Below are 11,687 nucleotides of genomic sequence, written 5' to 3'. Positions count from 1 at the left end.
CGCTGGCCCTGATGGCCGAGGCCGGGGCCGAGATCGCCCGCCTCTGCCGCCTGATCCACGCCCGCGCCGGTGCCGGCCCGGTCGCGGTCTTCGGCGGCGCGCTGGGCCTGCATCCCTCGATCAGGGCGGGGATCCTTCAGGGGACGCCCGACCTGAGCCTGACCTTCCCCACTCCCGACGCGGCCCTCGCCGCCGCGCATATCGCCCTGACGGAGGCCCGATGAGCTCCACCGAAGAGGCCGCCACCCGCTTTGCCGGGATCGAGACCTGGCCCACCCGCGACCTCGCCGCCGCGCTGCTGGAGACGCAACTCGCCGCCGTCGCCGCCGTGGCCGGAACGCTGCCCGCGCTCACCCGTGCCATCGACGCCTGCGCCGAGCGGCTGGGGCGTGGCGGGCGGCTGATCTATCTGGGCGCGGGGACGTCGGGGCGGCTGGCGGTGCTGGACGCGGCCGAGCTGCCGCCGACCTTCGACTGGCCCTCTGACCGCGCGGTGGCCCTGATGGCAGGCGGTCCCGGGGCGTTGCTGAAAGCGGTCGAGGGGGCCGAGGACAGCCTGACCGAGGCGCCTGCAGCCCTCGCGGCGCTCGGGTTGACCGAGGCGGATGTGGTGATCGGCGTCGCGGCCTCGGGCCGGACGCCTTTCGTGCGGGCCGGGCTGAGGGCCGCGCGGGAGATCGGCGCGCTGACGCTGGCCATCCTCAACGCGCCGGAAGCGCCGCTGGCCCGCGAGGCAGAGATCGCGCTGGTGGCCGAAACCGGGGCCGAGATCATCGCCGGGTCCACGCGGATGAAGGCGGGAACGGCGCAGAAGGTTCTGCTGAACTGCCTGTCCACCGGGGTGATGATCCGGCTGGGCTATGTCCACCGCGGCCGGATGGTCGAGATGCGGCCGACCAACGACAAGCTGAAGGCGCGCGCGGTGGCGATGGTCGCGGATCTGACCGACGCCCCGGTGGAAGCCGCGGCGGCGGCGCTGGCCGAGGGCGGGACGATCAAGATGGCGGTGGTGATGCTGACGCTGGGGCTGGGCGTCGCCGAGGCCGAGGCGCGGCTCGCGGCAGCGGGCGGGAGACTGGCGGCGGCTTTACAGGGGTGAGGCGGGCCGGGTTGGCCTGGGGCGGTCGTTGAAGGTGCGTGCAAGCACGCACCCTACGGGGCGGGGTTCTGGCGGCGGTTCGCCCCTCCCGGCGCCCGCAGGATTGGCCGACCTGTAGGGTGCGTGCTTGCACGCACCGTGCGCGGACCGACCCCACAAGGTGGGATGAAATCCCACCTCCGCCCATGATCGCGACAAACCCGTAGGGTGCGTGCTCTGCACGCACCATCCGCACCCCGCCTAGTGCCTCAGACCAACCGTCCCTCGGCCGAAATCCGCGTCTTGCCGCCCAGCCAGGGATGCAGCGCCGCGGGTAGCTCGACCGAGCCATCCGCCTGCTGCCCGTTCTCCAGCACCGCGATCAGGCACCGCCCCACGGCCAGCCCCGAGCCGTTGAGCGAGGCCAGATACTCCGGCTTGCCGCCGCCTTCGGGCCGGAAGCGGCCGTTCATGCGCCGGGCCTGGAAGGTGCCGCAGGTGGAACACGAGGAAATCTCGCGGTATTTCCCCTGCCCCGGCAGCCAGACCTCGATGTCATGCGTCTTCTGCGAGCCGAAGCCCATGTCGCCCGTGCACAGCACCACCGTCCGGTAGGGCAGCTCCAGCTTCTCCAGGATCGCCTGGGCGCAGGCGGTCATCCGCTCATGCTCGGCCAAGGCCTCGTCGGGGTGGCAGAGCGTCACCATCTCCACCTTCTCGAACTGGTGCTGACGCAGGATGCCGGTCGTGTCCTTGCCGGCCGAACCCGCTTCCGACCGGAAGCAATGAGTATGCGCCGTCATCCGGACCGGCAGCGTCGCGCCGTCCAGAATCTCACCCGCCGCGAAGTTGGTCATGGTGACTTCCGAGGTCGGGATCAGCCACCAGCCATTCGTCGTCTCATAGCTGTCCTCGGCGAATTTCGGCAGGTTGCCGGTGCCGTACATCGCCTCGGGCTTGACCAGCACCGGGGTCCAGCATTCCTCGAGCCCGTGCTCGGTCGTATGCGTGTCGATCATGAACTGCGCGAGCGCCCGGTGGACACGGGCCACGGCGCCCTTCAGCACCATGAAGCGGCTGCCCGAGAGTTTCGCGGCCAGCCCCAGATCGAGGCCGGGCTTCACCGCCGGGATGTCGAAATGCTCGACCGGGGTGAAATCCATCGCCCGCGGTTCGCCCCAGCGGCGGATTTCCACGTTGTCGTTTTCGTCGGCGCCATCGGGCACCTCGGCCAGCGGCAGGTTCGGGATCACCTCCAGCGCCGCGGTCAGGGCGGCATCCTCGGCCGCGGCCTCGGCGGTCAGGGCGGCGATCTCGGCCTTCTTCTCGGCCACCAGCGCGCGCAGACGCTCGAATTCGGCGTTGTCGCCCTTGGCCTTGGCGGCGCCGACTTCCTTGGAAGCGCGGTTCTGCTCGGCCTGCGCCGTCTCGGCGGCGAGGATCTTGGCCCGGCGCCCTTCGTCCAGCGCCAGAAGCGCGGCCGATTGCGGACCCAGACCCCGGCGGGCCAGAGCGGCGTCGAAAGCGGCGGGATTCTCGCGGATGGCGCGGATGTCGTGCATGATGTCCTCGAATTCGGTTTGGCGCAGGTATGCACCAAAGCGGGACGCGGGAAAAGACAGTGTTAATGTCACCGCCGCGATGAACCGAAGCCCCCCGGATCGGCACCTTGAGGCAAAGGGCAAGGACAAGGTCATGGCCGAGACTGCGAAACTCCGGGCGCTCGTCGCCTATCACGCCGCGGGCGCCCGGCTGGGACGCGAGAGGGATCTGGCGGCGCTGGTGCGGCTCTGCTCGCCGCGGCTCTTGGCCCATGCGCGCAGGCTCACCGACGAGACCGAGACCGCCCGCGACGTGGTGCAGGAAAGCTGGATCGCCATCGCCCGCGCCCTGCCCGGCCTCAGGGATGAAACCGCGTTCCTGGCCTTCGCGCTCCGTATTGTCACCCGGGCCGCGGCGCGGGATCTGGGGCGCAGGCAGCGGCGGCGGGTGGCGGACAAGGGCTTTGGCGACAGCCAGCCCGACCATGTCGCCGCCCCCGACACCGCGCCCAGCGCGCCCGATCTTCAGGCGGCGATCGCCACCCTGCCCCCGCCGCAGCGCGCGGCGCTGGCGCTGTTCTACCTCGAGGGGATGTCGGTGGCCGAGGTGGCCCATGCCCTCGACATCCCGCCGGGCACCGTCAAGTCCCGGCTCATGAACGCCCGCGCCCGGCTCAGGGCGCATCTGGAAGGAGAAACCGATGGACAACCTTGACCGCATGATCGCCGAGGCACTGGCCGAGGATGACAAGGCCCTGCCCGACCCCGGCTATTTCCCGCTGGCCTTCAGCATCTTCCACGGCCGCAGCAGCTGGACCAACTGGGTGGTGATGGCGGTGCAGATCGTGCTCTTTCTGGCCGCCGTCTGGGCGGGCTGGCATTTCTACGCCGCGACCGAGGCGGTGGCGGCGATCAAATGGGGGATCAGCGCCGCCACGCTCGCCATCATCGCCACCCAGTTGAAGATGGCGCTGATGCCGGTGATGCAGGCCAACCGCGTGCTGCTGGCGATACGGCGGCTGGAGCTGCGCCTGGCGCAAGATCGCTGAGCCAGAGGGCGGCCGGGCCTATTCCCCGGCCGCGCCGTCTGCTTCCGGCCGATAGGCCCGCGCCAGCCCCAGATCGTCGAGGATCGCGTAGAGCGCAGGCAGCACCGCCAGCACCAGCAGCGTCGAGGCCATCATGCCGAAGACGACGCTCACCACCAGGGGCTTCAACACCTGCGCCTGAAGCGAGGTTTCGGCCAGCAAGGGCACCATGCCGATCACCGTTGTTCCCACAGTGATGACGATGGGCCGGAACCGCGCCCTGACCGCCGCCCCCGCGCCTGCCGCCAGCGTCAGCCCCTCGGCCACCCGCGCCTTGGTGACCTCGACCAGCAGGATGGCGTTGTTCACCACGATCCCCGCCAGCGAGGCCGCACCCATCATCGAGGGCATGGAGATGTCATAGCCCGTCGCCCAATGCCCCCAGACCACGCCCAGAAAGGCCAGCGGGATGGTCAGCATGACGATCACCGGCTCGGCATAGCTGCGGAACTGGAAGGACAGCACCAGATAGATCCCCAGAAGCCCGATCACGAAGCCCCGGACGATGGAGCCCGAGGTCTCGGCCAGATTCGCCGCCTGCCCCTCGACATGGACGGTCAGGCCCGGCACCTCGGCCTCGATCTGCGGCAGCAGGGTCGCGCGCAGGGCGGCGGTGATGGCATCGGCATTGCCGAGCCGCTGGTCGACATCGGCCTGAACCGTGACGCCGCGCTGCCCGTCGACCTGGGTGATGGTGCCCCAGCCGCGCGCCTCCTCGACCCGGACCACGGTGTCGAAAGGGACGCTGCGGCCATCGGCCAGCAGGAAGCGGAAATCCTCCAGATCGGCCAGCGCGTCGCGGTCGGTGCCGGTGAGGATCAGCTCGACCTCATGGGCGATGGTGCCGCGGCGCACGTCTTCCAGCGGGGCGCCCAGGAAGGCGGCGCGCAGCTGGTTCGCCACCTCGGCCGCGGTCAGGCCCAGCGCCGGGGCGCCCTCGGTCAGCGTCAGCCGCAATTCGGGCTTGCCGGGGCGCAGGTCGATCATGGCGTTGCGGATCCCGGCATAGCTTTGCAGCTCGGCCAGCACCCGGGCGGCCTGGGTGTGCAGCACGTCAAGGTCGGGATGGGTGAGCCGGATCTCGATGGCCACGCCCTGCGGCCCGATCCCCGGCTCTGCGATGATCAGGGACGAGGCGCCGGGCAAGGGGCCGATTTCGGCCCGCCAGGCCTCGGCAATCGTGTCGAGGGGCGTGGCGCGGATCTCGGCGCTCAACAGATCGGCGCCGACGGTCGCCACATGCGCCCCGGCCTCGCCAGCCGAGACGTTGCGGTTCATCCGGGTGATGCGCCGCACCACCAGCGGCTGCCCCTCGGGCTGGTCGGGCGAGAGCCTGTCACTGACCCGGGCCAGCGCCGCCTCCACCTGCGCCACGGCCTCGGCGGTGCGGGCTAGCGGCGTGCCCTGCGGCATCAGGATCCGCGCCTCCAGCACATCGCCGTCGATGTCGGGCAGCGCCTCGCGCTTCACCAGACCCGAGCCCACGGCGCCAAGGGTCAGGATCAGCCCGGCAATCGCCAGACCCACGGTCAGATACCGCCCCCGGATCGCCAGATCGGCCAGACGGCCCATCCCCTCGCGCAGATGATCGAAACCGCGATCGAAGCCCCGGCGGAACCGCCCCTCGGGCTTGCCCGCACGGTCGCCCTCGTGACGCAGGTGGTGGGGCAGGATCAGGAAAGCCTCGATCAGGCTGGCCGCCAGCGCCGCGATCAGCACGACCGGCAGAACCTGCAACACCTTGCCCAGTTGCCCGGCCAGAAAGGCCAAGGGCCCGAACACCGCGATGGTGGTCAGGACCGAGGCCATGACCCCCGGCGCCACCGCCATGACGCCGCGCACCACGCCGGCCAGACCGTCGCCCCGCGCCGATTCCACGGCGATGGAATCCGACAGCACGATGGAATCGTCCATGACGATGCCGATGGCCATGAGCAGCGCCACCAGCGTGATCATGTTCAGCGTCAGCCCCATGAGCGCCATCATCGCCAGCGCCCCCGCCATCGCCACCGGCAGACCCATCGCCGCCCAAAGCGCGAGGCCCGGCCGGAAGAACAGGCTCATGACGATCACCACCAGCACCAGCCCCGCCGCGCCGTTGCGGATCAGCATCGCCAGACGGTCGCGCACGATGGAGGTCGTGTCCTGCACCACCTCGACGCGCAGCGCCTGCGGCAGATGCGCCGTCTCGGCGCCGATCTGCGCGCGTAGGGCCTCAAGCGCGCGCAGGGAGTCGGTGCCGTGGGGCTTGTGGATCTCCAGCAGGATCGCCGGCACGCCATCGACGAAGGCGCGGTCCTCGAAGGGCGCGTGGATCTCGCTCACCCGTGCCACATCGCCCAGCACCAGCCGGGCGCCGTTGTCCTCGACCAGCACGGGCAGCGCTTCCAGTTCCTCGATGCTGCGCCGTTCCTCGGTCAGGCGCAGCCGCAGATCGCCGCCCGGGGTCTCCAGCGTGCCCGCGGGCTGGTCAAGGCTCTGCGAGCCCAGCACATTGGCGAGCCCGGCGGGGGTGAGGCCGTGCTGGGCCAGCACCGCGCGGTCGGCCTCGATCCGGAACTGCCGGGTGCCGAGGCCCGAGCGGTTGACCACCGCGATCTCGGGCAGCGCCGCCAGCCGGTCGGCCAGCCCCTCGGCATAGAGGTCGAGGTCGCGCAAGGGCAGCGCCCCCGAGACGGCGACCGAGGCCACGACATCGGTACGGTGCAATTCGCGCACCTGCGGCGCCTCGGCCCGGGACGGCAGCGTGTCCAGCGCGCCCACCTCGGTCCTGAGCGCGTTGACGAAGCGGATCGCATCGCCCCCCTCGGCCATGGTGGCGACGGCCCGGGCGCGGTTGTCCTGCGCCGTGCAGCGCAGCTCCTTCAGCGCCTCCACCCCCTGCACCGCATCCCAGAGCGGGCGACAGATCGCCTCCTCGACCTCGGCGGCGGTGGCGCCGCGATAGGTCACGGCGATCTCGACCTCGGTATCGCGGAAATCGGGGAAGGTCTCACGCACCAGCGTCGGCAGGGACAGCGCGCCCACCGCCAGAAACAGGATCAGCAGCAGGTTGGCCGCCGTCGGATGGCCCGCGAACCAGCGGATCACGGCGAAACCGCCGTCAGCGCCATGCCCGGAATGGCCGGGGCGATGTCATCGAGCACCAGCTGCTCCCCGGCCGTGAGCCCCTCGGCGATCACCGCAAGGTTGCCCTGCCGGAACGCCACCGTGACGTCGCGCAATTCCAGCCGCCCACCCTCGTCCAGCAGATAGACCGTGCCGCCATGCACCGCCCCCGCCGGGATGGCGATCACCTCGGGCAGCTCGGGGCCGGTCATCGTCACCTGCACCTGCAGGTTGCCGACCAGCGGGATGCGTTCGGGCGGATCGGCGCCGTCATAGGGATCGGCGACCTCGATCACCGCCTGCACGGTCCGCGCCCTTGGATCCAGCGCCGGTTCCACCCGCGTGAGCCGCCCCTCCCAGATCTGGCCGGGGTTGCTGACCGGCTCGACCGCGACCTGCACCAGCCCTTCGCGTTCCTGATCGACGATATCGAGGATGCTGCCGTCGATCACCACCCCGCTCAGCATGCGCTGAAAGGCGGCGATGGGCACCTGCGCCAGAACCTCGGCCCGCGACAGACCCTCGCCCGAGACCAGCACCTGCCCCACCGACACGACCTGATAGAGCTCAGCCGGGGCCGAGGTGATGCGCAGATCGAAGGGCGCGGCGATCTCGGTATGCGACAGATCCCGCCGCGCCCGGGCCAGCGAGGCCTCGGTCCGCGCCACCTGCGCGGCATTGCGGTCCTGCCGGGACGGAATCAGCGACAGGACGTTCTGCAATTCCACCACCGTGCGCCGGGCCGCCAGCAGGGCCCGCTCGGCCTCGTCCCGTCGCGAGGCGGCGGCAGTGCCCTGCGCCACCAGCTCACGCGTCCGCGCCGCGTCGGCCTCGCTCAGCGCCAGCCGCGCCTCCTCCAGTTCCAGCACCCGGCGGGTATTCTCGGCCTCGGCCGCGATCTGCGCGGCTTCGGCGGTAAGCGAGGCCAGATCCGCCTCGGCCTGGGCGATGGCCAGCTGATAATCCGCCGGATCTATCCTGAGGAGGGGCGCCCCCTCGTGCACCACCCGGCCGCTGGCCAGATCCGGGTCGCGCCAGAGGACCGAGCCGCGCACCTCGCTCATCGCCGTCCAGCTGTCGGCCGCGCGCACATTGCCCCAGCCCTGCGCCACCGGCACGAAGGGGGCCGCCGTCACCGCCGCCACCCGGACCGCAAGCCCCGTTTCGGCCCCCGCGACCCGCCCCGGCCCCGGCGCCTCGGCCACCAGCCGCGCCGTTCCCAAAGCCGCCAGCGCGATCGGCGCCAGCACCATTCCCAAGGCCAAAAGCCGCCGCATCCCGCACCCCCGTCTTTTGGTCTTCCACGCTAGACCCGCCTCCTTCCGTCGGCAACCCGCGCCGCCGCGCTTGCACCCATCCGCCCCTGCGGCTAAACCGCTGGCGATCCCAGATCGATCCCCTTCCGGGCCCAGTGGAGAACGCCATGTCCACCATCGACATCGAGACCGCGCGCCGGGTGGCGAAACTCGCCCGTATCCGCGTCCCCGACGAGAACCTGCCGCAGCTGGCCGAGCAGCTCTCGGGCATCCTGAGCTTCATGGAGCAATTGAACGAGGTCGATGTCACCGGCATCGAGCCGATGACCTCGGTCACGCCCATGCGCCTCAAGCGTCGCCCGGATGGTGTGACCGATGGCAATATCCAGGACCGGATCCTGAAGAATGCTCCCGATGCCCGCGAGGGCTTCTTTGCCGTGCCGAAGGTGGTGGAATGAGCCTGAACACCCTGACCATCGCCGCCGCCCGCGACGCGCTGAAAAAACGCGAGGTGACCTCGGTCGAACTGACCGAGGCCTGCCTCACGGCCATCGACGCGGCCGACGCGCTGAACGCCTTCGTCCACAAGACGCCCGAGATCGCGCTGGAGCGCGCCCGCGCCGCCGACTCCCGGATCGCCGCCGGTGACGCGCCCGCCATGTGCGGCATCCCGGTGGGCATCAAGGACCTGTTCTGCACCGAGGGCGTGCCGTCGCAGGCCGCGTCCAACATCCTCAAGGGCTTCAAGCCCGAGTATGAATCGACCGTTTCGGCGCAATTGCGCGATGCGGGCGCGGTCATGCTGGGCAAGCTCAACATGGACGAATTCGCCATGGGTTCGTCCAACGAATCCTCGTGCTACGGCAATGCCGTAAACCCCTGGCGCCGCGGCAATGACGCAACGCCGCTGACTCCGGGCGGCTCCTCGGGCGGCTCGGCGAGCGCCGTCGCGGCCGACCTCTGCCTCGGCGCCACCGGCACCGATACCGGCGGCTCGATCCGCCAGCCCGCCGCCTTCACCGGCACCGTCGGCATCAAGCCGACCTATGGCCGCTGCTCGCGCTGGGGCATCGTCGCCTTCGCCTCGTCGCTGGATCAGGCGGGCCCGATGACCAAGACCGTGCGCGATGCGGCGATCATGCTGGGTGCGATGGTCGGCCATGACCCCAAGGATTCGACCTCGGCCGATATCCCGGTCCCGGATTTCGAGGCCGCGCTCACCGGCGACATCCGCGGCAAGACCATCGGCATTCCCCGCGAATACCGCATGGACGGCATGCCCGAGGAGATCGAGAAACTCTGGTCCGACGGCACCGCCATGCTGAAGGACGCGGGCGCGAAGATCACCGACATCTCGCTGCCGCACACCAAATACGCGCTGCCCGCCTATTACGTCATCGCCCCGGCCGAGGCCTCGTCCAACCTGGCCCGCTATGACGGCGTGCGATACGGCCACCGGGCGAAACTCGCGCCCGGCGACGGCATCACCGAGATGTACGAAAAGACCCGCGCCGAAGGCTTCGGCCCCGAGGTGCAGCGCCGCGTCATGGTCGGCACCTATGTGCTGTCCGCGGGCTTCTACGACGCCTATTACAACCGCGCCCGCCGGGTCCGCGCCCTGATCAAGCGCGATTTCGACGAGGCTTTCGCGGCTGGCGTCGACGCCATCCTGACCCCTGCCACCCCGTCCTCGGCCTTCGGCCTGGGCGAGATGGCGGATGCCGACCCGGTGGCGATGTACCTCAACGACGTCTTCACCGTGACCGTGAACCTGGCGGGTCTGCCGGGCATCGCGGTGCCGACCGGGCTGGACAGCCGCGGCCTGCCGCTCGGCCTGCAGCTGATCGGCAAGCCCTGGGGTGAGGCGGATCTCCTGAACACGGCGCATGTGCTGGAGACGGCGGCCGGTTTTGTTTCCAAACCGCAAAAATGGTGGTAATCTGCTCGAAAAATATAATCGAGCAGAGGCAGACATGCGCATCTTGGCACTGGCGGCACCGCTGGCCCTTCTGGGCATGGCGGGCTGCGCCGCGGGACCGGACAACCTGGCGACTATGACCAACAGCGGGGTCGGCTTCGGCGACTATCAGCGCTATCTGCGCGACCGCAGCACGACGCCCGCCTCCCGGTCCTCGATCCCCTATTCGGTGCCGCCCGAAAGCCGGACGGCCACGATCCTGCCCCCCGCCTCGATGCCCGCCAGCGCCCCGACCACGCTGGACGCGATCCCCCAGCGCGAGCGCGCACCGCTGAGCGCCATGGCCAGCACGCTGCCCCCGCCGCAGCCGCAGGCCCCGATCGCCACCCAGACCCTGGCCCCGACCACCACCTCCGCCGCTCCGGCGCCCGCCTCCATCCCCGCGCCCGCCCCGGTGGTCGCCGCCAGCGCCACCGCGCCCCGCGGCGGGGTGCAGGACCAGCAAGTCTATCACGCGGGCGAAGCGCAGCGGATCACCCCCCAGGGCGCCGCGCCGCAACAGGCACCGATCGTCACCGCCTCGATCCCGGCCCCGTCCGAGCATGGCGGCCCGAACCTCATGGCCTATGCCCTGAGCCAGACCCAGGCCGTGGGGACCGAGACCTATCGCCGCATCAACCCGCTGCGCTGGTCGCGCTGGGAGAACGCCTGCCTGCAATACCGCAACCAGGACGCCGCCCAGCAGGCGTTCCTGGAAGACGGCGGGCCGGAACGCGACCGCGGCAACCTCGATCCCGATGGCGACGGCTTCGCCTGCTGGTGGGACCCGACGCCCCTGCGCCAGGCCCTCGCCCGCCGCTGACATGCCGATCCCCGGCGCCCTCTGGCATCCCTCGCCCAACCACGGACCCCGCCGCGACGGGCTCCGCCCCGAGCTGGTGGTGATCCATTTCACCGAGATGATCTCGGCGGAAGCCGCGCTCGCCCGGCTCTCGGATCCGGCGGCCGAGGTCTCGGCCCATTACCTGATCGGCCGCGACGGCAGGCTCTGGCAGTTGGTCGAGGAAGCGGCCCGCGCCTGGCACGCCGGCACCGGCGAATGGCAGGGCCGCGGCGACGTCAATTCCCGCTCCATCGGCATCGAGCTGGACAATGACGGCAAGAGCCCCTTCGCCGCGCCGCTGATGGACCGGCTGGAGACGCTGCTGCCCGACATCCTCGCCCGCTGGACGATCCCGGCCAAGGGCGTCATCGCCCATTCCGACTTCGCCCCCGCCCGCAAGGTCGACCCCGGCCCGCGCTTCGACTGGCAACGCCTCGCACGGAAGGGCCTCGCCCTCTGGCCCGAGGCCCCGGGCGACGCGGAGACCCCGCTTCAAGTCTCGCTCGATACCCTGGGCTATCCCGACGTCGCCCCCGACCTCCGCCTCGCCGCCTTCCGGCTCCGGTTCCGCCCAAGGCATGAAGGCCCCGAAGACGCGACCGACCGGGCATTGGCGAAGGCTCTCACCCGGCAAGGGTGAAGCGGGGGGCCAGCCCCCCGCACCCCCCGCCAAAGGGGACCCTCGGGCCCCCTTTGGAAACCCCCGAGGATATTTAGAGAACAAAGATCAAGGTTAAGAGGGCGCTAACTTGCCTTCTTTGTTCTCCAAATATCCTCGGGGGGTGAATTGGCCGCAGGCCAAGAGGGGGGCAGAC

Annotated in this window: 10 protein-coding genes and 1 pseudogene; 8 read left to right on the top strand and 3 right to left on the bottom strand. The window is 70.6% G+C overall.

Going from position 1 to position 11,687, the window contains the following annotated elements:
* Window positions 1-224: pseudogene (locus tag VDQ18_RS20060) on the top strand (N-acetylglucosamine kinase); the annotation flags it as partial.
* The gene (locus VDQ18_RS20055) at window positions 221-1,099 is read left to right on the top strand and encodes an N-acetylmuramic acid 6-phosphate etherase (RefSeq protein WP_323022674.1); all 879 of its coding nucleotides are present in this window, start codon (window positions 221-223) and stop codon (window positions 1,097-1,099) included. The pseudogene VDQ18_RS20060 and the gene VDQ18_RS20055, both read left to right, overlap by 4 nt.
* A gap of 248 nt (window positions 1,100-1,347) precedes the next feature.
* Here VDQ18_RS20055 and serS read toward each other — a convergent pair whose 3' ends face one another.
* The gene (gene serS, locus VDQ18_RS20050) at window positions 1,348-2,640 is read right to left on the bottom strand and encodes a serine--tRNA ligase (RefSeq protein WP_323022673.1); all 1,293 of its coding nucleotides are present in this window, start codon (window positions 2,638-2,640) and stop codon (window positions 1,348-1,350) included.
* 133 nt (window positions 2,641-2,773) lie between these two features.
* Between serS and VDQ18_RS20045 the strand changes: the two genes are divergently transcribed.
* On the top strand, window positions 2,774-3,334 hold the full coding sequence (locus VDQ18_RS20045; protein ID WP_323022672.1) for a sigma-70 family RNA polymerase sigma factor: 561 nt from the start codon (window positions 2,774-2,776) through the stop codon (window positions 3,332-3,334).
* Window positions 3,321-3,668, top strand: coding sequence for a DUF6768 family protein (locus tag VDQ18_RS20040; protein WP_323022671.1), 348 nt, complete (start codon window positions 3,321-3,323; stop codon window positions 3,666-3,668). The genes VDQ18_RS20045 and VDQ18_RS20040 overlap by 14 nt, the downstream gene beginning before the upstream one ends.
* A gap of 18 nt (window positions 3,669-3,686) precedes the next feature.
* On the opposite strand, the gene VDQ18_RS20035 is transcribed toward VDQ18_RS20040, so the two are convergent.
* Complete coding sequence (locus VDQ18_RS20035) at window positions 3,687-6,797, bottom strand: efflux RND transporter permease subunit (protein ID WP_323022670.1); 3,111 nt, start codon at window positions 6,795-6,797, stop codon at window positions 3,687-3,689.
* Window positions 6,794-8,092 carry an efflux RND transporter periplasmic adaptor subunit gene (locus VDQ18_RS20030; RefSeq protein ID WP_323022669.1) on the bottom strand — a complete coding sequence of 433 codons (1,299 nt, stop codon included), beginning with the start codon at window positions 8,090-8,092 and terminating at the stop codon, window positions 6,794-6,796. The genes VDQ18_RS20035 and VDQ18_RS20030 overlap by 4 nt, the downstream gene beginning before the upstream one ends.
* A gap of 146 nt (window positions 8,093-8,238) precedes the next feature.
* Between VDQ18_RS20030 and gatC the strand changes: the two genes are divergently transcribed.
* From gatC to VDQ18_RS20010, 4 genes are read left to right on the top strand one after another with little or no spacing between them, the layout of a single operon-like run.
* The gene (gene gatC, locus VDQ18_RS20025) at window positions 8,239-8,529 is read left to right on the top strand and encodes an Asp-tRNA(Asn)/Glu-tRNA(Gln) amidotransferase subunit GatC (RefSeq protein ID WP_107752612.1); all 291 of its coding nucleotides are present in this window, start codon (window positions 8,239-8,241) and stop codon (window positions 8,527-8,529) included.
* Complete coding sequence (gene gatA / locus VDQ18_RS20020) at window positions 8,526-10,010, top strand: Asp-tRNA(Asn)/Glu-tRNA(Gln) amidotransferase subunit GatA (protein ID WP_323022668.1); 1,485 nt, start codon at window positions 8,526-8,528, stop codon at window positions 10,008-10,010. Before gatC ends, gatA begins: the two co-directional genes overlap by 4 nt.
* 34 nt (window positions 10,011-10,044) lie before the next feature.
* Window positions 10,045-10,851, top strand: coding sequence for a hypothetical protein (locus VDQ18_RS20015; RefSeq protein ID WP_323022667.1), 807 nt, complete (start codon window positions 10,045-10,047; stop codon window positions 10,849-10,851).
* 1 nt (window position 10,852) lies between these two features.
* Window positions 10,853-11,512: an N-acetylmuramoyl-L-alanine amidase gene (locus tag VDQ18_RS20010; protein ID WP_323022666.1), complete on the top strand. Its 660-nt coding sequence runs from the start codon at window positions 10,853-10,855 to the stop codon at window positions 11,510-11,512.
* Window positions 11,513-11,687 lie beyond the last annotated feature (175 nt).

Origin of the sequence: Pararhodobacter sp., assembly GCF_034676075.1 — a bacterium.
In the GTDB taxonomy this organism is placed as follows: domain Bacteria; phylum Pseudomonadota; class Alphaproteobacteria; order Rhodobacterales; family Rhodobacteraceae; genus Pararhodobacter.
Note: the sequence above shows the minus strand (reverse complement) of the source record. Positions and strands in the feature narration are given on the sequence as shown.

Excerpts from the sequence above, each read along its gene's own strand:
- VDQ18_RS20055 (WP_323022674.1), top strand. The coding sequence starts at position 221 with ATGAGCTCCACCGAAGAGGCCGCCACCCGCTTTGCCGGGATCGAGACC.
- serS (WP_323022673.1), bottom strand. The coding sequence starts at position 2,640 with ATGCACGACATCCGCGCCATCCGCGAGAATCCCGCCGCTTTCGACGCC.
- VDQ18_RS20045 (WP_323022672.1), top strand. The coding sequence starts at position 2,774 with ATGGCCGAGACTGCGAAACTCCGGGCGCTCGTCGCCTATCACGCCGCG.
- VDQ18_RS20040 (WP_323022671.1), top strand. The coding sequence starts at position 3,321 with ATGGACAACCTTGACCGCATGATCGCCGAGGCACTGGCCGAGGATGAC.
- VDQ18_RS20030 (WP_323022669.1), bottom strand. The coding sequence starts at position 8,092 with ATGCGGCGGCTTTTGGCCTTGGGAATGGTGCTGGCGCCGATCGCGCTG.
- gatC (WP_107752612.1), top strand. The coding sequence starts at position 8,239 with ATGTCCACCATCGACATCGAGACCGCGCGCCGGGTGGCGAAACTCGCC.
- gatA (WP_323022668.1), top strand. The coding sequence starts at position 8,526 with ATGAGCCTGAACACCCTGACCATCGCCGCCGCCCGCGACGCGCTGAAA.
- VDQ18_RS20015 (WP_323022667.1), top strand. The coding sequence starts at position 10,045 with ATGCGCATCTTGGCACTGGCGGCACCGCTGGCCCTTCTGGGCATGGCG.
- VDQ18_RS20010 (WP_323022666.1), top strand. The coding sequence starts at position 10,853 with ATGCCGATCCCCGGCGCCCTCTGGCATCCCTCGCCCAACCACGGACCC.